The 21,325-nt window shown below is 56.7% G+C and carries 18 protein-coding genes; 12 read left to right on the forward strand and 6 right to left on the reverse strand.

The annotated features are described in order from the left end of the window. Window positions 1–2 precede the first annotated feature (2 nt). Complete coding sequence (locus tag VSP_RS38640) at window positions 3–854, reverse strand: transporter (protein ID WP_009966138.1); 852 nt, start codon at window positions 852–854, stop codon at window positions 3–5. 175 nt (window positions 855–1,029) lie between these two features. Between VSP_RS38640 and mntR the strand changes: the two genes are divergently transcribed. The 3 genes from mntR to VSP_RS40455 all read left to right on the forward strand — a co-directional run bounded on the left by mntR (window position 1,030) and on the right by VSP_RS40455 (window position 8,689). Then, the gene (mntR, locus tag VSP_RS33025) at window positions 1,030–1,470 is read left to right on the forward strand and encodes a transcriptional regulator MntR (protein ID WP_009966139.1); all 441 of its coding nucleotides are present in this window, start codon (window positions 1,030–1,032) and stop codon (window positions 1,468–1,470) included. 114 nt (window positions 1,471–1,584) lie between these two features. Then, window positions 1,585–2,145 (forward strand): tetratricopeptide repeat protein, encoded by a 561-nt coding sequence (locus tag VSP_RS38645; protein ID WP_009966140.1) that lies wholly within the window; start codon window positions 1,585–1,587, stop codon window positions 2,143–2,145. Between the two features lie 502 nt (window positions 2,146–2,647). After that, window positions 2,648–8,689, forward strand: a complete 6,042-nt coding sequence (locus VSP_RS40455; protein WP_081452860.1) for a glycosyltransferase — start codon at window positions 2,648–2,650, stop codon at window positions 8,687–8,689. A 74-nt stretch (window positions 8,690–8,763) separates the two neighbouring features. Here the strand turns inward: VSP_RS40455 and VSP_RS40460 are convergent, their stop codons facing one another. The 3 genes from VSP_RS40460 to VSP_RS41695 all read right to left on the reverse strand — a co-directional run bounded on the left by VSP_RS40460 (window position 8,764) and on the right by VSP_RS41695 (window position 13,949). Continuing rightward, window positions 8,764–11,337, reverse strand: coding sequence for a glycosyltransferase (locus tag VSP_RS40460; protein ID WP_009966143.1), 2,574 nt, complete (start codon window positions 11,335–11,337; stop codon window positions 8,764–8,766). A 234-nt stretch (window positions 11,338–11,571) separates the two neighbouring features. Next, window positions 11,572–12,657, reverse strand: a complete 1,086-nt coding sequence (locus tag VSP_RS33045; protein ID WP_198141280.1) for a TylF/MycF family methyltransferase — start codon at window positions 12,655–12,657, stop codon at window positions 11,572–11,574. 35 nt (window positions 12,658–12,692) lie between these two features. Then, on the reverse strand, window positions 12,693–13,949 hold the full coding sequence (locus VSP_RS41695; RefSeq protein ID WP_172682748.1) for a sulfotransferase family protein: 1,257 nt from the start codon (window positions 13,947–13,949) through the stop codon (window positions 12,693–12,695). Window positions 13,950–14,046: 97 nt separating this feature from the next. Between VSP_RS41695 and VSP_RS42865 the strand changes: the two genes are divergently transcribed. The 9 genes from VSP_RS42865 (at window position 14,047) to VSP_RS43295 (ending at window position 18,655) form a co-directional block, all read left to right on the forward strand. Beyond that, window positions 14,047–14,400, forward strand: coding sequence for a sialidase family protein (locus VSP_RS42865; RefSeq protein WP_157211190.1), 354 nt, complete (start codon window positions 14,047–14,049; stop codon window positions 14,398–14,400). Beyond that, on the forward strand, window positions 14,357–14,932 hold the full coding sequence (locus tag VSP_RS33060) for a hypothetical protein (protein ID WP_156345394.1): 576 nt from the start codon (window positions 14,357–14,359) through the stop codon (window positions 14,930–14,932). The genes VSP_RS42865 and VSP_RS33060 overlap by 44 nt, the downstream gene beginning before the upstream one ends. Window positions 14,933–14,998: 66 nt before the next feature. After that, complete coding sequence (locus VSP_RS33065; protein ID WP_009966148.1) at window positions 14,999–15,325, forward strand: low molecular weight protein tyrosine phosphatase family protein; 327 nt, start codon at window positions 14,999–15,001, stop codon at window positions 15,323–15,325. Window positions 15,326–15,398: 73 nt separating this feature from the next. Beyond that, window positions 15,399–15,611: a hypothetical protein gene (locus tag VSP_RS38660; protein WP_075087624.1), complete on the forward strand. Its 213-nt coding sequence runs from the start codon at window positions 15,399–15,401 to the stop codon at window positions 15,609–15,611. A gap of 377 nt (window positions 15,612–15,988) precedes the next feature. Next, window positions 15,989–17,053, forward strand: coding sequence for a biotin synthase BioB (gene bioB, locus VSP_RS38665; protein ID WP_009966152.1), 1,065 nt, complete (start codon window positions 15,989–15,991; stop codon window positions 17,051–17,053). 159 nt (window positions 17,054–17,212) lie between these two features. After that, window positions 17,213–17,626 carry a hypothetical protein gene (locus tag VSP_RS33080; RefSeq protein WP_009966154.1) on the forward strand — a complete coding sequence of 138 codons (414 nt, stop codon included), beginning with the start codon at window positions 17,213–17,215 and terminating at the stop codon, window positions 17,624–17,626. Continuing rightward, window positions 17,623–17,835, forward strand: a complete 213-nt coding sequence (locus VSP_RS33085; protein ID WP_009966155.1) for a helix-turn-helix transcriptional regulator — start codon at window positions 17,623–17,625, stop codon at window positions 17,833–17,835. Before VSP_RS33080 ends, VSP_RS33085 begins: the two co-directional genes overlap by 4 nt. A 128-nt stretch (window positions 17,836–17,963) precedes the next feature. Continuing rightward, a complete protein-coding gene (locus tag VSP_RS33090) occupies window positions 17,964–18,374 on the forward strand; it encodes a tetratricopeptide repeat protein (protein WP_009966156.1) in 411 nt (136 codons plus the stop codon). Further along, window positions 18,374–18,655 carry a hypothetical protein gene (locus VSP_RS43295; RefSeq protein WP_156345396.1) on the forward strand — a complete coding sequence of 94 codons (282 nt, stop codon included), beginning with the start codon at window positions 18,374–18,376 and terminating at the stop codon, window positions 18,653–18,655. The genes VSP_RS33090 and VSP_RS43295 overlap by 1 nt, the downstream gene beginning before the upstream one ends. 18 nt (window positions 18,656–18,673) lie before the next feature. Here VSP_RS43295 and VSP_RS33095 read toward each other — a convergent pair whose 3' ends face one another. Together VSP_RS33095 and pdhA are read right to left on the reverse strand one after the other, a co-directional pair. Then, window positions 18,674–19,666, reverse strand: a complete 993-nt coding sequence (locus VSP_RS33095) for an alpha-ketoacid dehydrogenase subunit beta (protein WP_009966158.1) — start codon at window positions 19,664–19,666, stop codon at window positions 18,674–18,676. Window positions 19,667–19,719: 53 nt separating this feature from the next. Beyond that, entirely contained in the window at window positions 19,720–20,796 is a 1,077-nt protein-coding gene (gene pdhA / locus VSP_RS33100) for a pyruvate dehydrogenase (acetyl-transferring) E1 component subunit alpha (RefSeq protein WP_009966159.1), read from the reverse strand. Window positions 20,797–21,325: the final 529 nt, after the last annotated feature.

Here is a 21,325-nt window from a genome sequence, read left to right on the forward strand (position 1 = left end):
GGCTAGAACCTCATGGAAATGCCGAGGAAAGGGTTCAGATCATCTGCCGTGTCAGTCACCCCCACATTCACCCCTGCATCGAGTCGCAGGTTCTCCGTGACCGCATAGGTGAAGCCTACGTCCACCGTACCGATCCATTCGCTGGTGTTTTCAGCAGGGATCTCGGAGAAGAACTCGACGTACATCCCGAGCTTCTCCGTCAGGTCGTGACCCACGGTGATGGAATTCACTACGTGAACCGTGTGGCCGCTGCCGTCCTCGTCGTTCACGACATCCAGCTCTGTCATCAGCCCAAGCGCCCAACCTTTCGCCAGCTCGACGGCGAGCGGAACGATGATGCCAGCCTCGGCATCCGCCACGCCGTAGTCTCCGCTGGCGGTGGGGAGGGTGACAACGGGCATGATCGCCAGCGCGGTGCGACCTCCATCGTTGCCCCAGACATTGAACTTCGTCCGCAGGGTCAGGTCGCCGAAGCCTTCGTCCGTGCTCCGGACCCTGTCGGCGCGGGTGCGCTCGTAGTGGTAGCTCGCCACCACCACCTGGAAATCAATGGAGTCCGTGAGACCGAACTTGAAGTTCATCGTGGCAACGTCCAGGGCGTCGTAGGCCACGCCATGCTCCCGATCCCGGGTCCAGGTGATGAGATCGGCCTCAATTTGGAGATGCCCGGCATCCACCGTGTAGGCACTCTCCGTCTTGTCCGGACGGTCCGTGCTCATCTCCCGCAGGGGTTTGGCCTGGCCGTTTGTGACGAGCGCAGACGCAGGAACGGAGGGAACGCCCGCCAGCACGGAAGAGGCCGTGAAACTGGTGAACAGGAGAGCAGGGAGAAAAGCGGGTGGATTGAGTTTCATGAGTCGTATTGCGCACACAGAAGGCTTTGGCTTGTCTATAAATCTTAGTCCGGCCTAACTTTACCGAGAGCAACTTCACGTCAACAAGAAATTTTAGGCCAGACTAAGATTGCTTCCTCGGACTACAGCCTTTTCGGTTTCACTGATTCCACTTCACTGCTAGGTTTCCGGGACCATGTCAGACCCCCGCCCCGTCCGATCTTCCAATGGTCAGTCCCGAGCCATCGAGGACTATCTGGAGCAGATCCACAACCTCATTGAAAGCAAAGGCTACGCCCGGGTGGTGGACATTGCCCAGAACTTGGGGATCTCCCAGGCCAGCGTGACGAACATGATCCAGAAGCTGGATGCGGAGGGGTACCTCGTCTATGAGCGCTACCGCGGCGTCACGCTCACTGCCGAGGGCCGTCGGGTCGGCCAGGCCATCGCCAAGCGCCACGATGTGCTCACCCGCCTCCTCGCGGGATTCGGACTGGATGCGGAGACCGTGCATCGCGATGTGGAAGGCATGGAGCACCACATCAGCAAGAGCACGCTCAAGGTGCTGACGCTCATTCTGGAGGAGCTGGAGGGCAATACGGAGTTGATGCGGCGGCTCAAGGAGAAGATGGAGTAGGGGGCATCCAACCGGCACGGCTCATGAGCTGTGCCAAAGGTTGGTTCCCAAAAAAATCTTCCTCGTTGATCCTCCTGTCGTGTCTGGAAGCTGCAATCCCATTCTGTCACCACGATGCATCCATCATCAATCGAATCCCGCGGTGACGATCTTCCATCCGACATCGCTCAAAAAGTCGATGCTCTTTGCCTGAGGGGCAATGAGCTCGCGGAGGCAGAACAAGATGATGAGGCCATTTGCACTTTTCAAGAGGCCTACAGCTTGCTGCCCGAGCCGGTCGAACGTTGGTATGCGGCGACGTGGATCCAGGTCGCCATCGGAGACACCGCTTTCATTCGGGGCGATCTGAATGGTGCTGCCGAAGCTTTCCAGAAGCTGGCGCAGCTCAGAGGTTGGCTTGACAATCCCTTCGTTCGCATGCGGCGGGGACAGGTGGCCTTGGAACTAGGGGACCCTGAAATGGCTGCCAACGAACTTGCGGCCGCCTTCATGCTCGGTGGCTATGAGATTTTCGACAGTGAAGATGACAAATATGCGGAGTTTGCGTTGTCGAAGCTGCTTCCACCGGTCCCCCCCGTGGACCATCCGTTGGCGCGATTCCATTTGCATCCAGATTCGACCGATGAGGAGGGCAACCATCCGGAGGCAAAAAAGCCCTGGTGGAGGTTCTTTTAAGACTCCTCGAACCTTCTCCCGCCCTGGTGTGCCGCCATCTCCGGTTTGAAGCCTGTCGCGAGATCCCTCACCAGGCTCGCGGCCCACACAGACCCGGAGTTCTAGATATGAACTTTTCCGAAGATGAGGGACGACCCAGAAGGGTTTACAGCGCAGAGAATTTGAAAGCTGGTCAACCATCGCAGATTCGAAACCGTATTTGGCACAGACTATCTCCAAAGATTGCCTGGGGTGGATTTGGATGCGTATAACCGGGACCCTACCTCGACGTCTGCTCCGGCCGTTATCACTCTTTAGGCGGGACCTTGGGACAACTGAACAACACCCGCAATGCCGAGCACTCTCTCGGAGTCGAGAGCGTCTCCAAAATCCCCGCTCCGATGGACTTTGGGATTGCGAAAATCTCTCCTGAGATCTATCGTCGGTCGCCGACGCGAGGGGATGAGGCTGAAAGGATTAACCCTTCAGCGCAGGATTCGATGGCACCAAGCACGAATCTGCCATGGGAATGCCCGACAAGTGCTATGCTGAACCCCGAGGGCGGCCAGGTTGGGCCCGCCTGCTTTCCCCACCCTATCTCTCCACCTGCAGCGAGATGCCCGTCATGCAAGATAATCAGGAAACTACAGCACCAAGAATCAAAATGCGAGAAAACACCCTGGTTGCGGGCGGCCTGCCCCTAGGACGGATGGCCCTGATGGCACCTGAATTCAACACCTACAAAAGCGCGTGGAACGAACACATTCCATTTGCTTTCTGGCTTGTGGAGCAGCTCCGGCCCGTGTCAATTGTGGAACTCGGCGTTCACACTGGCCTCTCGTATAGTGCTTTCTGTCAGGCGGTCAAAGTGCTGCATCTTGAATGCAAGTGCCTCGGGATTGACACATTCGAGGGAGATCCCCATGCAGGAGTTTACGGGCCGGAAATCCTGAGGGAGCTGAGGAGCCATCATGACCCTCTCTATTCGGGGTTCTCCACCCTGATTCAAGACACTTTCGACAACGCACTGGAACACGTCGCGAACGGGTCGATTGATCTATTGCATATCGATGGAACCCATTTTTACGAGTCGGCCAAGAACGATTTCGAAAAGTGGCTCCCAAAAGTGAGCACACGCGGTGTGGTGCTCTTTCATGACACCCAAGAGACCGGGCACGGATTTGGCGTTCACCGCCTCTGGAGCGAGCTGATCCAGCGCTATCCCTCCTTTGAATTTCATCACGGCCACGGGCTCGGCGTGCTCGGCGTCGGAAAGGATGTCGCAACTCCCGTAGGGACTTTATTCAGCGTGTCAGAGGCAGACAGATCTGCTTTGCGTCAACTTTTTTCCAGATTGGGATCAAGGCTTACGCTGGAGCTTCAGACCGCGGAAACGCCCCAACTGAAGAATGCGATGGCTGCCATGGCGCAAACCGTTGCAAAGTTGGAAAATGAAGCAGCAGCAGCGCGCCTCTCGCTTGAGGCCGCTACGGAGAAGCGGACAGAGCTCTCTCGATCACTCGACGAGGCCATATCCCGATTGAAGGGAGCCGAGGAGACAACCCATCAGTTGAGAATTTCCGCACTGACAGGAGTGCATGCCATCGGGATCCAGAATCAGCGGCTCGCTTCGGCGGCGCGGTTGGTGAGGGGGGCAAAAATGGCGGCGAAGCAGCGAGAGGAACACCTGCATGAACAGGAGCGCCACCTTGTGACCTACCGGCAACACTTCATCGCGAGCAGTTTTAAATCTCGAATCACGGCAAGGGCTCCTTGGACGGGCGGAAAAAAGCTTCGAATGCAGCAAAGCCTTATTCTGCAATCAGGAGTCTTTGATGCTGAGTACTACCAAAGCCAGCTTCCCGAGGGATTCACTGTCAAGGATCCTGTACTTCACTATTTAGTCATTGGCTGGAAGTGCGGCCTGTCGCCCCATCGACTCTTTGACGCATCATGGTATCAGAAGACGTATCGACGGGAGTTAAAAGGCGGGGAGCCGCTGACGAATTTCCTGATCGAAGGGTGGAAGGAGATGCGTCTGCCCAACTGCCTCTTCCATACCTCGTGGTACATGAAGCGCTATCAAGAGGAGATACCCGAAGGGCAAAATCCCCTCTCGGACTATCTCCAGCATGGCACCACAAAAAAGCGATGGCCCCATCCCCTTTTTGATGGTGGGTGGTATGTGTCCAAATACCGGAAACAACTTTCCAGCAAAACTCCCCTGGAGCATTTTCTTAGTGATGCCAATGCGTGGAAGCACCGCCCCAATGGCCTCTTCGACACGACATGGTATGTGGCGGAATACCTTGGCAAAAGCGGAAAGGGGATGATCCCCCTGTTGCACTATTGCGAGATCGGAGCGCAACTGAAGTTCTCACCCAATTCTCTATTTGATGTGCCCTGGTACCTTGGCCGGCATCCGGAGGTTGCGAAGCTTCCCCATTCGGTCCTTGAGTATTATCTTCATCACTTGACCAGCGAGTGCTTGCAGCCCCACCCGCTGTTTGATGCAGCCTGGTACCTTGAACAATATGCGCCGGAGCTTGAGCCCGGGGCGACCGCCTTCTCGCATTACCTGGATCGCGGCTGGAGGCTGGGGTTTTCTCCACACCCATCTTTTGATGCCAAAAGATATCTCGACCGAAACCATGATGTGGTGGCACTTGGAATGGAACCTCTCAGGCACTATCTGGGGTTCGGCTGGAAAGAGGGCCGGGCTCCGAATGCCTGGTTTGACCCCAGAGACTATCTGCAGCGCAATCCAGATGTGGCGGCCGCCGGGCTTGAGCCGCTCACTCACTATGTAGAGCATGGTCAATTTGAAGACCGGTATCGAGAAAGAGATTCCAGCCTGGCACTTCTGGGGGCACCCGAACCTCTAGACCGGTATGACTGCTGGCTTGAGACAAACACCTTTACCGAGGCGGCCGAAGAGGACCTGCGAATTGCCCTGACTCGCGCAACCGGATCCCTGCCGAAGATCTCTGTCGTGATGCCAGTTTACAACACGCCTCTCTGGGCGCTACAGAAGGCTGTTCAAAGCGTGACAGCGCAGATCTATGACAACTGGCAACTTTGCATCGCGGATGACTGCAGCACGGAACCGGATATTCGCCAATATCTGCAGGCCCTTCAAGCATCCGACTCCAGAATCTCAGTCACGTTTCTAGAACAAAATTCGGGAATAAGCGCTGCGACGAATGCTGCAGCGGCACTTGCTGAAGGGGAGTTCCTGGCGTTTTTGGATCATGACGATGAATTGACCATCGATGCCCTTGCCGAGATGGCTCTTGGACTTGCTGCGCATCCGGACTGGGACATGGCTTACTCGGACGATGATCTCATTGATCCAGCGGGCAGGCGTCATCGTCCTCAGTTTAAGCCCGACTGGTCGCCTACTCTGCTGTTGTCCTTCATGTATATGAGCCATCTTTTGATGGTCCGGCGTTCTGTTTTCGAAAATTTGGGAGGGTTCCGAGTGGGGTTTGAGGGTGCCCAGGACTATGATTTCGCTCTCCGTGCGTCAGAGGCAGTAAACCAGGTGGGGCACATTCCCAAAATTCTCTATCATTGGCGAGTCATGCCTGGGTCCACCGCCACGGGTGGTGCCGCCAAACCAGAAAGCTTTGAACGGGGACGACTCGCCGTCCAGCAAGCCGTCGAACGCCGAAAGATCTCCGCCAAGGTTAATCACCCTGATTGGGCTCTACAGGCAGGATGCGGCATTTTCTCCCTGCACCATCCTGATCATGGCCCCCAAGTTGACATTGTGATCATGAATAGAAACGGGGGGAAACTGCTTGAAAGGTGCCTGCAGTCCCTTCAGATGACGACTTATCAAAATTATGTCGTCACGGTCGCGGACAACACCAGCAACGATCCGGGCACCCTGGAAGTGCTACAGAAGAGCGGGGCAAAAATCATCACCCTTCCAGATGAAGTGCCCGGGAGGTTCAGCTTTTCCAATCTCTACAATCGCGCCCTGAGCCAGTCCACAGCGGAGTTTGTGCTGCTGCTCAACAATGACACCGAAGTCAAAAATCCTCGGTGGCTTTCCCAGATGATGGGTTATGCGCTGATGGAAGGTGTGGGAGCAGTGGGTGCCTGTCTGCTTTTTCCGGACCACACCGTCCAGCACGCGGGGATGCTGCTGGGCTGCCATGAAGGCAAGGTTGGGCATGCATTTAAAAACACGCCTGCGCATGAGCATGGCTACATGGCTCTGCGTGCGGTGACCCGCGAGAGCAGTGGCGTGACTGCGGCCTGTATGCTCATACGGCGCGACTGCTACTTTTCGGTGGGCGGGCAGGACGAGCAGCGCTTCGCCGTCGGCTACAATGATGCTGACCTCTGCTTGAAACTCGGCGATAAAGGACTCCGGAGCATTTACTGCGGTGAGGCAGAGCTCTTCCACCATGAAGGGAAAAGCCGCGGAACCGGGAATGACGATCCGCTAGAGGAGGCTGCAATCCGTGCGGAAGTCCGCCATCGACCCGACCGCTTCTACAACCTCAACCTCTCACTGGAAAACGAGCGTTTTGAAGTGGGGACCCGCCGCCCATTGCCTCATGTTACCCGCGCCACACGCACAGCCTTTGCCACCCACAATTTGAATCATGAGGGTGCCCCGCGCCTGTTGCTGGAGCTGATCACTGGCTTGAAAACACGCGGCCACGTGGAGCCAGTGGTGGTATCACCTGTGGACGGCCCCCTCCGGCAGGAATTCGAACAAGCCGGCATACAAGTTGCCGTAGGACCGATTTCCGAAGGAGGAAGTTCGATCGAAGAGCTTCAGGAATATCTGGCGAAAATTCTGCGCGAATGCAGGGCTGAACTTGTTGTTGCCAATACTCTCCAGACATGGTGGGCGGTTACCCTTGCGCATCGCGAAAACACCCCCTCCATTTGGCACGTTCACGAAAGTGAACCTTGGGACACCTACTTTGACTACCTGCCTTTATCCGTGCGAAGCGAGGCTTACCGTGCATTCGCCATGCCCTATCGGATCATCTTTGTCGCCCGAGCCACGCTGCGCGGGTGGGAGGCGCTGAATTCAAGGAAAAATTTTGAGTGTATCCCTGGCGCATTGGATCTGGATTATCTGGATGCCAAAATTGACAATGCCTCACGAGACGAACTCCGCAGCCAACTGAATATTGCAGCTGACGAGGTGGTGCTCATTCTTGTGGGCACCGTGTGTGATCGCAAAGGCCAGGCAGACGCAGTAGAAGCGATGGAAATTTTGGCTCAAGATGTCCTCAAGCGGGTCAGGCTCATTCTAGTCGGATATAGAGAGTCCCTCCACTACGGGCAAACGCTTGTTCGGAAGGTCGAGAGCTTGGCCCCGGCTTTGAGGGGGAAAATTGTCATCGAGAAGGAGCGCGCCGACTGCATTCGGTACGTCAAGGCCGCAGATATCGCATTGTGCACATCAAGGGTCGAATCGTATCCGCGTGTCATATTGGAGGCGATGGCCTGTGGGTTGCCCATCATCACTACGCCCGTGTTTGGGATTGTAGAGCAAGTCCGACCCGGTAGAAACGCCATCTTCTATCAACCGGGGCGAATATCTGAGCTGGCCCGCGCGATAGAGACTCTCGTTCGCGATGAGGACATGCGTCGACGTTTTGCGGCGAGCTCGCCAGAGGTACTCTCCGCTCTCCCTGGGTATGATGAAGTGATGGAACGTCACGCAAAGTTAATTCATGAGGGCAGGCTAACCTGTGAGCGCAATCTTGCGATTGGAGAGCCCAGAGTGACGATCAGACCTTCAGAGCACAGGAGAACTGAGGAACTTCCTCCGGAAGCCATGGGGCAGGAGGTTGATCCCGCACCAAACAAATTTGCAGCCATACAAGGGATCATAGATCGAAAGCTGCCGAAGCACGTCCGGGAAAATCGCCGCCGGATTGCAGCAAACTATTTGGTGAGAGGCAGCGGGCTGGAGATAGGCGCGTTTCATACACCGCTCGAACTTCCGCCAGGTGTGGCTACGCGCTACGTGGACCGCCGTTCGGTTGCAGATCATATTGCCCAGTTCCCCGAACTTGACCCTAACGATCTGGTCCCAGTCGATATCCTTGATGATGGCGAGACGCTGGCCAGCATCGGAGCTGACTCCGTTGACTTCATCATCGCAAGTCACATGCTGGAACATTGCGAAAACCCATTGGGCACAGTGCGAGCTCACTTGAGCAAGATCAGGCAGGGTGGATGGCTTTTCTATGTCGTTCCTGACAAGAGGAACAGCTTCGACGTGGATCGTCCACTCACACCATTTGAGCATCTGGTCGGCGATGATGCAGATCATGGAGAGGGCTCCCGCTTCGCCCATTACTTAGAGTGGGCAACGGATGTGAAGAAGATTGTCGATGACGTCCATGCCAAGGAGGAAGCCTCAAAGCTGATGGAAATGCGTCATAGCATTCACTTTCACGTCTGGGACGGGGCCTCGTGGCTGGATTTCCTCGTCCGCTGCCGAACACATCTTGATAGCCGCTTTGAAATGGTTCACTACGAACTCGCAGGTCCAGAGCTGATCTGTGTCTTGAGGAAAGTCTAAGGCCTGGTGCGGCCCGTTGACAGTTCACCACGAGCTGTCAACGGGGCACGGATGGGGTGGCACCCCCATAGAATTCATTTTGTAAATAGAGAGGAGGGCCCTGCGTAACGGCGACTTGCTGGCTTTGCCTGACGCTTCGCGATGTGACTGCTTTTCCAGGCCGTGTTGTCCTTCTTCAGGTTGGGGTTGTAGAACGGATCGCCTTGAGAAATCAACCAACCCCAATTCGACAAGAACCGGCTTGAGTCCGCAGGATGAGGATCATGGGAAAAGCTCTTGCCACGAGTGGCAGACTCATGGTGGAGGACGGAGGTTTCGCCGCAGTAGAGGGTGCGATACCCAATCTGCCAAAGCCGCAGACAGAGATCCGTGTCATTATAGCCCACCTGCATCTCTTCACTAAAGCCGCCGACGGCTTCAAACGCCTGCCGCCTGAAGAGCGCACACGCGGTCGTAATTGCCGCCACTTCTCTCGTCACCCGGAGCATCCCAAGGTAACCGGGGGCGGGGTTGCCTTTTTCGTCCGTGGACGGCAAAAATTTTCCCAAATGCTCCGCCGTTCCGCAAAGCCCTACGGACACGCCCGCGTGCTGTATGGTTGCTTCGTCGGGATAAAGGAGCATAGGAGCTACCGCCCCAACGGTCTCATCAACAGCCGCCTCAAGCAATCTCTCCAGCCATTGCGGCTCCTTGGCTTCAATGTCATTGTTGCACAGAAGGAGATACTGGGCATCGCCAGCACCGCGACGAACGCCAAAATTATTGATCGCCGAATAATTAAAGGGGCCGCTGTAAGGAAGCACTAGATGCTTTTGGGCGAGAATTTCGAGCAACTCCTGCGCATCAGGCTCGTCGGACTGGTGGTCAACAATAACGATTTTACAAGGGAGTTTTTCCGGCCACGTTTTCTCAAGGCTGGCCACCGTCTGGGCCAGCAAGTGCGCCTGGTTCTTTGTCGGGATGATCACCGCTACGGAAGAACGCTCAAGATCAACCTTGGGGCGGATGGAAAAGTAGTTGAAGGCGAATCCTGGCTCTACGTTGCCTACCACGCCTGTTCGCTTCAGGTGCTCCGTAAGGATATTCGTAGATATCTCTGTCACTTCCTCCTGCATCAAATGGCCCGCACTGCTGGGCATCTGGCGCCACAGATACAAAATTTCCGGAATGTGAACGACGATGCGGGCCTTCTCCGCTGCGCGCAGAATCAAGTCGTAGTCTTGGGAGATCTGAAGTTTCTCATCGAACCCTCCAATTTCGTTGAGCAGGCGGGCACTGAACGCCACCAGATGCACAATATAGGGATGGGACCGGAGATAGCTGAGTGAGAAAGCGGGCCGGTAAATCCCGCCTAAAAACTCTCCAGCCAGATCAATGTGCCCTTCATCGCTATAGAGGAGGTCAGCGCCGGTTGCGAAGCTTGTCTGGGCCAGCCGGAGCAGGGCGACTGGGGAGATCAGGTCGTCGTGGTCCATCAGGGTGATGATGTCCCCGGTCGCTGCGCGCAGTGCGGCGTTTGACGCGGCAGCGATGCCCCGGTTTTCACTGCACCGGATCACGACGATTCTTTCGTCCCACTTCTCAGCCTCGGTCAGCAGCTCTCGCGTGCTTGGGCTGGTTGAAGCGTCGTCGGCAATGCAGAGCTGCCAGTTTGGATAGAGCTGCGCCATTACGGAGCGGATGGCTGAGCGCAGATAGTCTGTGGGGGTGTTAAACACCGGCATGATGACCGAGACCAGCGGCTTGTGGGACATCGAATGAATCTCCTTCTGAAACATCCGCTTTTCAGACGAAGTCACTTGCATGATCTCGCTCACCTTTGCCACACGCCCCGAAGCGCTTTCAGCGCTGGGCTCAGCGCGCTGAGCCCCTGCCGCCACCCTCCCTTGATAGGTTTGCAAGCTGTGCCACTGGTTGCGGTCATCCAGGACTTCAAGAGTCAGACTGAAACGTGAAGGAAGCTTTTTGACTTCTATCTCGAACCCGCAACGGTCGCTATTGGGATACGCGGGAAAGACGGCTCTTACATCGAACCGCTTCCGTCCATAGGCCCCTTCGTACTTCGTGTCGCCGATCACCGCCCGTATCCCTTGGATGAACTCGCCCGACTTCGTAAAACACCACCCTACCAGCGTCGTTGAATCATCGGCAAGATTCAGTGACTTGGGTTGCTCCAGTTGAAACTCAAAACCGCTTTCCGCCTGGGCGGCTTTCCGCCGCTTGAAGAAAAATGCGGGCAGTGTCCAGCGGAACTGGAGTGTGCGTTCAGCCTCGCGCAAGGTGATTTTTCTTCGGTCGCTTTCTTTTCGCAGTCGATCCATTTCATTGCGTGCCCAGTCCAGCTCGCGCCGTACATGAGCAAGCTCAGAACGGAGAAAACGAGCAGTTTCCTCTGCACTGGCGGCCGTCTGGGCCTTCTGCTCCAGCTCGCTTATACGCTTGCGGCTCGCGGCCAATTGCTCCTCGATATCCTCACGGTCTCCATCAGCCCGGGAATATTGGGAAGGGAGGCTGTCCGTCTCCGATGGAGACGCACTGCCAGAGGCCGGGGGAACAATATCAGGGTAGGACATAACTGTTTCACTCGCGTCACCTGCACATTGCCTTCGCTGAAGCGCCGCACCTGCAGCGGAAGAGCCCAGGAACATAGATCGCCATTCTTGGAATCAGCAACCTGAATCTCACTTTCGTCTCATCGTCAGCCGCGCAATGAGGATGGTTCTTTTTGCCATGCGGACGATAGACGGATCCTCTCATGACCGGTGCAGTGAGAGCTGGAGGGTCTGCAATTCTCGCAACCCGGCAACAAGACCTGGCCATCATGCCGCATTTGCGCGTGTATTTCCTCATGCTTCACCCTCTTTGGTGGAAGGCCCTTCACTTCAATCCTTCCGCCAAAAAGCGCCCGTCCAGTCGATCATTGAAACGGGTGCATGAATACCTTTTTCGGCACGATAATCCCGCACCGCCTGGCGACAGGCGGGGATGGCACCGTAATCGTCAATGACACAGAATCCACCGCGAGAGAGTTTGGGGTAAAGATGCGTGAGAACGTCCATCGTTGACTCATACATATCCCCGTCCAGCCGAAGTACGGCGAGCTGCGCAATATCTGCTTTGGGCATGGTCTGCGAAAACAAGCCCTTAAGAAACCGCACCTGATCATCGAGCAGTCCGTAGCGGGCGAAGTTTCCCTTCACTCTTTCAAGCGGTATGGCGAGCTCTTTGAACGTATAGAGGATGTCGCCCGAGTCTGCCGGATACTTTTCTTCATCAGGTTGAGGAAGTCCCGCGAACGAATCCGCGACCCACACTTTTCGACTGTGCTCTTCATACGCCTGCAGCACTCCTCGGAGCATGATGCACGCGCCTCCGCGCCAGACACCGGTCTCTATAAAATCTCCCGGCACGTTCTCCTCAAGGGCTGTCTCAGCGCAAGCCCTAAGATGCCTCATCCTCTGCTGGCCGATCATGCTGTGAGCATGGCCTGGCCAGTCCTGCCCGTCATAGCGGACCAAAAGCTCGGCATCTTCAGCATATGGGATGCCAAGCAATGTTTTCTCCAGTAGATCAAGATATCGCGCCTGTGGATGCTGCGAATCCACCCATGGCAGACTTTCATGACTCACCCCTTTAGGCACATCTCGTTCGAGGGTGATCTTTCTACCCACACGCCCCAATTCGAATCCATTTCGATTAAAAAATATCAGATCCAAGCGGTGCTCGCCTCCCGGCAGTCCTGATGGCAAAACAATATGGGCGCAGAACCCTACGTGGACTGTAGGACAGCTTGCCTGAAAGGCCTCCAAAACATCCGGCCTGGCACTACCGCAGGAAATGGGGCCTATCGTTTGACCGGCAATTTCCAAGCGTCCGTACCAGATGATTTCATCTGAAACAAATGCCCAGCCCGAGAGATGCCACTCGGATTCGGTTTCAACAATTAAATGGTCGATATGGATATTCACTGGTGTGGCTTTTGACTGACTGACTTCTTAAATGTTTAGCTATCCCAATGCTGCATGACCCTCCCGATCCTAGTCTCAACCCGCTCTCGTACCCCGGAAAAACGCTCTGCCAGCATGGCTTTGGTTTCTTTGCGTAAGACAGAAAGGTACGCTGCCTGGTTCTGCGGCTCCGTGCTCACCCGGATCGATGGGTCCACGCCGAGGAACGCGAAAATTTCTCTCTGCCAATGTACTGGATCACTGCTCCACTCACCCAACGTCAGAACAAAAAACTGCCCGGCAGGAAAATGATGCAGATAGTTTTCAAGTTGGAGATCATATCGGGATGATCGAACGTACATGTAGTTCCAAAAATACTGGGGGCAGTTCCTCCTGAACAGAGGATCGGCGAAGCGAAGTTCCTCTTCCTCCAGAGCCAGCTCAAAGGCGGCAAGCGTTTCGTGCCCGTGGCGCTTCATGTGCTGAAAGAGCGAGTGAGCGCGATGAACAGGATTTCGCAGAATGAGGAGAAACCTCGCTTCAGGAAAAAGCTGCCGCAACACCGGAGCGGTTTCAAAGCTGCTGAAGTAAGCATGCGAAGCTTCGCCATATCGCGTCTTTCCCTCCATTTCCGGAAACAACCGGAAATATTGCATGGGATTGCTGACGACCTGAAAGCCAGATGTAAAAAAGCTGGGCTCCTTAATAGCTGAGAGGTGAATCTGTGGGTGCTGTTTGAGGGCATGATACAGGCTGGTAGTGCCGCACTTTCCTGCACCGAGGATGAAAAAATTAGGGGGAGCCAGCTTCTCGTTCATGCCGACATGGGACATCAAATGCTCTCCGGCATTCCCCGTGCCCACGGGTTGAGAGCTTGGGATTCCCAAGTCGAGAGGCGGAGAGGAACCGTCCTCAATGGTTACCTCCCGGCAAAGCTCCACCCGGAAGGATGAAGAGGTGGTGAATACCAGTTTTAGGTTAAAGGAATCGAAGCCTTCGGCCACGTTCCTGATCTCGACCTGGCCGACGTACCCAACGCCATCAATCCTGCAACGTCCTCTGAAGTGAGCTTTCACGTCAGGACGAGAAATCCCGTAGGTTAGGTGCCCCAGTGGAGAATGGTTCCACCACACCTGAGCCTCGACAATTTGCCCCTGTTCCGCGAAGGCCCAGCCCACCACCTGGATCAACACTTTGGCCCCCATCTTCCTAGCCACTGCCCTGTCGATAACCGCTTCTACCATGAGCAAGAAATCATTCCAAAACGCAATGGATGCCACTGAAATTGAACAACCTGTCGTCAAATCACGCACGCAAAGCATTTCTGTCGTACCCTCAGCTCAAAACGAGTCCCACAACCCGACCACTTGAGCTGAAACTTCACGCCTCCTCAGCGCGTTGCCTCACTCCATGCGCCGCTTGCTTCCCGTCCTCCTTACCGGTTTGAGCTTCCTCACACCCTGGTTGCCACTCGCGGCCGCCCAGCCCCTGGCTCAGGACTACATGCTGGTGTTCCGCAATCCCAACCCGGAATTCTATGTGGAGGGTCCCGGACTGACCCGGCTGGAAGACGGTACGCTGGTCGCCATTGTACCGGGGGTGCCCCGAGTTCAATGGAGCGAGGAGCGACGGGCCACTCAGAGCGTCGTGCACATCCTGCGCAGTCAAGACGGTGGCAAGAGCTGGCAAGAACCGCGGACCGCGTCTGGTGGCAGGGGACTTGTCCGGAGATCCGCTGAATCCCTCCGCCTGGCGCATCTCTGAGCCGGTGGCCTTCCCGGGCATCCCGGACATGATGGCCCTGCCGGAGCTGGCCAACCTGGGAAATCAATACCTCGAACCCAATGTCATCGAGGTGGCGGGAAAACTTCGGGTCATGTGCGCGGTGAAGTTCCGGCGACAGGCGGTCACGAGCATCAATACCATGCTGAGGGCCGTTGATTCACCTGAGAAGCTGGGCCTGGAGTTCGGCATGTATCACGCCATGCCGGGCGGACAGCTCAAGTTCTGCATCATCCGGGATGAGGTGTCCAAGATGTTCTGGGCCACGGCCAATCTCCCGGTGGACAGCCTGGGCGTCTTTGACTGGTGGAAGGGGTTCAAGGAAAAAGGAGGCAAGCTGGTGGCTGAGCAGGCACCGGGCGGCAACGACCGCCGCTTCCTCATGCTGCAGTACAGCATGGATGGCCTGAACTGGTTCCCCGCCGGCTGCATCGCCCAAGTACCCAAGGTGACGCAATTTTTCATGTACGCCCGGCCCGTGGTGGATGGCGGGGATCTGGCCATCATCGCGTGAAGAATTTCCGCAGCCTGGCACTGGATCTGGTGCCAATGCCGGAGTAGGGGTGGTGCGGCGAGTTCCATGAAGCACCTTCTGTTTATCTGCTCCCAGAACAAGCTGCGCAGCCCCACGGGCGAGGCTGTCTTTTCTGATTACCCTGGAGTGAGCACCGATTCCGCCGGGCTCAATCACGATGCGGAAGTACCGCTCTCAGAAGAGCAGCTGGAATGGGCGAATGTTGTGCTCGTCATGGAGACCACTCACCGGAAGCGCCTCAATGACCGGTTTGGCCAAGCCCTTCGCGGCAAACAAGTGGTGGTGCTCAACATTCCTGATCGCTATGAGTTCATGGATCCCGCTCTAGTGGAACTCTTGAAGGCCCGCTGCGCGCCGTATTTGCCGGGGTAAGGAGATGACTTTGTCCGCATTCGATGGGTTGAAAGGACCTTGCGAAGCTCTGAAGAGGGGGATACGATTGGCCATGGTCACCCTGAGCGAAATTCACGAGCAGGCAATGCAGTTACCCTCAGCGCAACGTGCATCTCTCGCAGCAGACCTGCTGGGATCTCTTGAACCCGTATTAATGGATGCAGATGACGGGGTTGAAGAGGCTTTGAGAAGGGATGCTGAATTGGATGCAGATCCGTCTCTGGAAATGACTTTGGACGAACTGCGAGCGGCATTGGGAAGATGACAGTGCCCCGGGTTGTCTTCCATCCCCGTGTACAGTCCGACATGGGAGATGTGCTACAGTACGATAGGGAGCAGGGAGGTGACTCGCTTTCTGAGCGCTTCTTCGAGATGTTCTTGGCTACGGTTGACCGAGTCCGAAAAAACCCTCAAGCCTGCCATCCTGTTTCGAAGGGAATGCGACGAGTGGCCATCAAGGGATTTCCTTACCATCTGCTTTTCAGAAGTTCGAAAGCGAAAATCCGCATCCTGGTGCTGCGTCATGACAAAAGGCATCCGTCTTTCGGACTTTCGCGGAGATAGAATCGGGGGCACAAGCCCAGCCCCTCCGACTCCTTGACATTCAGCCCCCGGAGCCTGTATGCTTCGCCTTCAACCGTCATGACTTACACCGAACTCCACCGCCTCTACCACCAGCCGTTCTTTGACCTGCTCAAGCAGGCGCGCGCCGTTCACGAGGAACACTGGCCGGAGAAGGAAGTGCAGCTCTGCACCCTCCTCAGCATCAAGACGGGCGGTTGCAGCGAGGACTGCGGCTACTGCGCCCAGAGCTCCCGCTACTCCACCGGTCTGCAGCGCGAGAATCTGCTCAGCAAGGAGACGGTCATGGAGCGCGCCCAGGCCGCCAAGGCCAATGGCTCCACCCGCTTCTGCATGGGTGCCGCCTGGAAGGGCGTCCGCATGGGCACCCAGAAGTTTGATCAGGTGCTCGATATCGTGCGCAATGTCAGCACGCTGGGCATGGAAGTTTGTGTGACCCTCGGGGAACTCGGCCAGGACGAAGCCGTGGCTCTCAAGGACGCCGGGGTGACCGCCTACAACCACAATCTCGACACCTCCCGCGATCACTACAAAAACATCGTCACCACCCACACCTACGACGACCGTTTGCGCACCATCCGCCACGCCCAGGAAGCGGGCATGAGCGTCTGCTGCGGCGGCATCCTGGGTCTGGGCGAGTCCATTGATGACCGCCTGAAGATGCTGGAGACCCTGAGCAACTTCAATCCTCCGCCGGAAAGCGTGCCGATCAACAGCCTCATGCCCATCAAGGGCACGCCGATGGAGAACAATGAGCCAGTCGATGTGTTCTCCCTGGTGCGCATGATCGCCGTCACCCGTATTGCCATCCCAAATGCGAAGGTGCGCCTCAGCGCTGGCCGCTACTCCCTCAGCAAGGAAGCCCAGGCCATGTGCTACTTCGCCGGGGCCAACTCCATCTTCTACGGGGACAAGCTGCTCACGACCGTGAACCCGCGGGCCAACGAGGACATGAAGCTCCTCCAGGAACTGGGCCTGGTAGCTCAGGCTCCCAACCCGAGCATGACTTCCCCAGAGGTGGACCTCGACCGTCCTCTTTCACCCTGCTGCCCCTCCGACGAATGCCACGAACCTGAGCAAGAACTCGTCGCTACCGGTTGTTCCAGCGGCGGCTGTGGTTGCTAGCTCCTCGCGACATCATCCCGTGAATCTTGAAGGCGGCTCTGCGGAGCCGCCTTTTTTGGCCCTTTGCGTCTTAAATCAAGTTCCCCTGACATAATGTCATGTTTTCTTGACACGCGTTCATGCCAGGATATCCTGACACTGTGTAAAGGAGACTTGACTATGAAAATGGAACTCACCGATGTACAGAAACCACACCGTCAGTATGTCATCCGTACCGCACTCTTTATGAGTGGTTACGTCCTCGTGAACCTCGCGGCCATCGCAGGGGCATTCGACGACGCGCGAGGGAAGGGGGCCTGGGCCTTGGGCCTTGTGGTCTCCGCACCCATCATTGGGCAACTCTGGTCTCTGCTCGCCTACATGCGGGATGCCGATGAATACGTGCGCAGCGTGATGGCCCGGACCTTCATCATTGCCAGTGGACTCGCGATGGCGTTGTTCTGCACTTGGGGATTTCTGGAGACGTATGCCGGTGCCCGCCATGCGCCTGCCTGGCTGATCGTGCCCACTTTCTATGCAGCATTTGGGCTGGTGACTCTTTTCACCCGCGACTCCCGCCCATCCCAGCCATGAAGAACCGACTCAAAGTGCTGCGGGCCGAGCACAATCTGACGCAAGACGAGCTGGGCAAAATACTGGGAGTTTCCCGTCAGGCAGTGAATGCCTTGGAAACAGAGAAGCACTCGCCTTCTCTGGATCTCGCTTACCGCATTTCCACCGTCTTCAAGCAACCCGTGGAGCAGATCTTCCAGAATCCCCACACTGGGGAAGGGGAGAGGTGAAATTTTCCGCGAGCGGATAGACCATCGGCACCGCTCGATGGTCGCTTATCTTATTGTCGGTAAGTTGGATTTTCCCTATGATCGGGCAGGCTTGGCCAACGGGTTAACCCGATTTTCCGGAGAAGAAGATGGCTCTCCCACCTGACCGGCTTTCTCAAACCCTCCGTCGCTGCGAAGGCTACGGCGAGCTGGGCATGTGGCATCAGTCCTGGGAAGAGCTGGAGGACCTGCCGGATCAGGATCGCACCCGGTTGCCGGTGTTGATCTGGCGTGTGCGCACGCTGGTGGGAATGGGGTTTCACCGTAACGCGGTCTCGCTGGGTGGCGGTCTGGTGAAGTCGTTTCCGAACAGTCTCGGGGTCAAAGGCGTCATGTGCGAGGCGCTGATCGCCCTCGCCCGATCAGAAACCCAGACCGGCGACCCCCAAGTGGCGAGGGAATGCCTGGCCCAATGCCTGGAAATCGATCCGGGCAGGCGGCAGGGGATCTTGAGCATGCCGGAGTTCAGGGACTTTGCCCCGGTGCTTCCAGAGGCCTGATGAACACCTCCGACATCACGGGTTTAAGGAAAGAATTGAATGGGCATCCGTCAGGGACTTCCGGGCGATGCACCGGCATCTTCGACGCTGGCCAGGCTGCAGTCCGCCTGAAACAAGGCTTCCAGGCCATTACGAATCTGACAGCAGACCCGGGAACAGCAGCACACGGCATTCATCCACCATGTCGGATATTAGGAAATAATCTTTCAGATGACCCCGCCATACCTGCAAACACCAAGGGCCGGATTGTTGGAAACAACCCGGCCCCCGATGGGATGTAGGAAACTATCTTTTACACCTCAGAACATGCCCAGCACCTTGGCCACGACGACGTCGGGGTAGGGGAGCTGGAGCTTCTCGATCGGAGGGCTGTAGAAGGCCGGGGCGTCCAGGGAGCCGATGCGCTGCACGGGGGCATCGAGATCATCGAAGCAGTGCAGGGAGATGCTGGCGGCAATCTGGGAACTCACGGCGCAGAAGGGCTTGTTCTCATCCACACACACGGCGCGATGGGTCTTCCGCACGGATTCGAAGATGGTTTCTTCGTCGAGCGGACGGATGGTACGGAGATCGACCACTTCGCAGCTGATGCCGTGCTCTTCTTCCAGGATGCGGGCAGCCTCAAGACAGGTGTTCACCGCCCGGCCATGGGAGATGAGGGAGACATCCGTGCCTTCCCGCTTCACATCGGCCACGCCGAGCGGGATGAAGAGTTCACCGTCAGGCAGCTCGGAGTTTTCCGGCACGTCCCATTCCTGGCCGTAGAGCACAGTGCTCTCCATGAACATCACGGGGTCATTGTCGCGGATGGCCGCCTTCATGAGGCCCTTGGCATCATACGCGTTGGAGGGGCAAACGCACTTCATGCCCGGGAAGGAGGCCATGATGTTTTCCGGCGTGTGGGAGTGGGTGGCTCCCACGTTGGTGCCGCCGTTGGCAGGACCACGAAGAACGATGGGGCAGTTGATCAAACCGCCGGACATATAACGGACCATGCCAGCGTTGTTGATGATCTGGTCCCAAGCAACGGTGTAGAAGCTCCAGAACATGAGTTCCATCACCGGGCGAACGCCGAGCATGGAAGCTCCGACGCCCATGCCGATGAAACCGGCTTCACTGATGGGAGTGTCAATGATGCGCTTGTCGCCCCATTTGGCCCAAAGGCCTTCAGTGACTTTGTAGGCACCATTGTACTGGGCGACTTCCTCGCCCATGAGAACGACCATCGGGTCGCGGGCGAGTTCTTCGTCGAAAGCTTCGCGAAGCGCGTGGCGGTAAGATAGACGACGCATGTCTTAAAAAGGGGAAAGGGTGGGAGAGAAGGGTTGCCGTCCGTGGATCAGGATCAGTCGTTGAAGAAGTGACGGCCGGTCTGGCCAGCCTCCGTCTGGTTGTCCACTTCCCAGTACACGTCGTCGAAGATTTCGGACGGATCCGGATAGGGGCTGCTGTCGGCAAAGTCAGCAGCGGCCTCCGCTTCTTTGAACGCGGCCTGATCAATTTCCTTGGCCTGAGCCTCCGTCAAGACACCCTCGCGGACGAGGTGGCCACGCCAGATGTTGATCGGATCATGTTCCTTTTCGTAGCGCTCGATCTCTTCCTTCGTGCGGTACTTCTTGTGGTTGGCGTCCGCCACGGAGTGACCGGTGTAGCGATAGGTCGCGACCTCAAGAAGGGTGGGCTTGCTTTGCTTGTGCGCGCGCTCGATGGCGGTCTGCACCTTGGCGCGAACTTCGTAGATGTCCTCACCGTTGAACTGTTCCCAAGCCATGTCATAAGCGACAGCGCGCTCAGCCAGGCAGGAAGGGTAGGCGCTGGAGCGCTTCTGGCTGGTTCCCATCGAGTAACCGTTGTTCTCAATGATGAAGATCACGGGCAGTTCAAAGAGAGCAGCCAAGTTAAGAGCTTCGTGGAAGGCCCCTTGGTTCACGGCGCCGTCACCGAGGAAGGCCATCGCACAACCCGTCAGACCTTTATACTTGAGGCCGAAGGCGAGTCCGGTACCAAGCGGCGTTTGGCCGCCAACGATCCCGTGACCACCCCAATAATTCTTGTCAGGGGCGAAGTAGTGCATCGAGCCGCCCTTGCCTTTAGAGCAACCGGTCTTCTTGCCGTAGAGCTCGGCCATGCATTCGTTCATGCCCATGCCCACTGCAAGCGCGTGACCGTGATCACGGTAAGCGGTGATCATGTGGTCGTTCTCTCCCATGAGGGAGGCACAACCGGCGGCCACAGACTCCTGCCCGATGTACAGGTGGAGGAATCCACCCATCTTGCCCGCGTTGTAAAACTTCAGGGCAATTTGCTCGAAACGTCGGATGCGGCAGATGTCAGTGTAAAGCTTGATCTTCTGCTCCGCCGTCATCGAGGCGTTGATCGGAGCATCCGCGTATTTGAGAGGGGCTGTAGCGGTCTTTGCCATGGTAGGTAAGAGGGAGCGCGAAGTGTACCGAGAAAGGGGGGTAAGGCAAGCCCCGCTTCTCGGAGTCAAAAAAGACACAGCAAGGGTTAGACGTGAGGAGTTGGAAGTTGGGAATGAGGGACTCAGGAGAGGGGCGAACGGGCCGACCGCCCTGCCTCTGACAAATGTCAGTCGAGGACCCATTGCACCCACAGAAGCGAGTTTGAATGAGGAAGGGGGTCTCCCAGAATTCGCAACGCAAAGGAGAGTTGAGCAACCCTCGAACATCTTTCAGCGACCAGCCAAGCGCCGAACAGTTCATGAGGTACGACGCGTCGAACAGGGCAACTAAAAAGGAGTCACAGGTTTCAACCTGTTCAGTCGTGCGTCTCCTAATTCCCTCCGATTGCCCCGTTCTGGATATGAGCCCAAAGCAGGCTGAGTCACAGTCCATCCGTTGTCCTGTGTTGACGATGGGCTGTAGGGAATGTTCGCGCCAACGACTTGGCACACACAGCGATGGAAACTCGAAGGGAGTTTGCAGACCGTC

The sequence above is a fragment of the Verrucomicrobium spinosum DSM 4136 = JCM 18804 genome (genome assembly GCF_000172155.1).
GTDB lineage: Bacteria > Verrucomicrobiota > Verrucomicrobiia > Verrucomicrobiales > Verrucomicrobiaceae > Verrucomicrobium > Verrucomicrobium spinosum.

What these genes read in the sequence shown, in the direction of transcription:
- VSP_RS38640 (WP_009966138.1), bottom strand. Translation starts at nt 854, where the DNA reads ATGAAACTCAATCCACCCGCTTTTCTCCCTGCTCTCCTGTTCACCAGT.
- mntR (WP_009966139.1), top strand. Translation starts at nt 1,030, where the DNA reads ATGTCAGACCCCCGCCCCGTCCGATCTTCCAATGGTCAGTCCCGAGCC.
- VSP_RS38645 (WP_009966140.1), top strand. Translation starts at nt 1,585, where the DNA reads ATGCATCCATCATCAATCGAATCCCGCGGTGACGATCTTCCATCCGAC.
- VSP_RS40455 (WP_081452860.1), top strand. Translation starts at nt 2,648, where the DNA reads ATGGGAATGCCCGACAAGTGCTATGCTGAACCCCGAGGGCGGCCAGGT.
- VSP_RS40460 (WP_009966143.1), bottom strand. Translation starts at nt 11,337, where the DNA reads ATGTTCCTGGGCTCTTCCGCTGCAGGTGCGGCGCTTCAGCGAAGGCAA.
- VSP_RS42865 (WP_157211190.1), top strand. Translation starts at nt 14,047, where the DNA reads ATGCGCCGCTTGCTTCCCGTCCTCCTTACCGGTTTGAGCTTCCTCACA.
- VSP_RS33065 (WP_009966148.1), top strand. Translation starts at nt 14,999, where the DNA reads ATGAAGCACCTTCTGTTTATCTGCTCCCAGAACAAGCTGCGCAGCCCC.
- VSP_RS38660 (WP_075087624.1), top strand. Translation starts at nt 15,399, where the DNA reads ATGGTCACCCTGAGCGAAATTCACGAGCAGGCAATGCAGTTACCCTCA.
- bioB (WP_009966152.1), top strand. Translation starts at nt 15,989, where the DNA reads ATGACTTACACCGAACTCCACCGCCTCTACCACCAGCCGTTCTTTGAC.
- VSP_RS33080 (WP_009966154.1), top strand. Translation starts at nt 17,213, where the DNA reads ATGAAAATGGAACTCACCGATGTACAGAAACCACACCGTCAGTATGTC.
- VSP_RS33085 (WP_009966155.1), top strand. Translation starts at nt 17,623, where the DNA reads ATGAAGAACCGACTCAAAGTGCTGCGGGCCGAGCACAATCTGACGCAA.
- VSP_RS33090 (WP_009966156.1), top strand. Translation starts at nt 17,964, where the DNA reads ATGGCTCTCCCACCTGACCGGCTTTCTCAAACCCTCCGTCGCTGCGAA.
- VSP_RS43295 (WP_156345396.1), top strand. Translation starts at nt 18,374, where the DNA reads ATGAACACCTCCGACATCACGGGTTTAAGGAAAGAATTGAATGGGCAT.
- VSP_RS33095 (WP_009966158.1), bottom strand. Translation starts at nt 19,666, where the DNA reads ATGCGTCGTCTATCTTACCGCCACGCGCTTCGCGAAGCTTTCGACGAA.
- pdhA (WP_009966159.1), bottom strand. Translation starts at nt 20,796, where the DNA reads ATGGCAAAGACCGCTACAGCCCCTCTCAAATACGCGGATGCTCCGATC.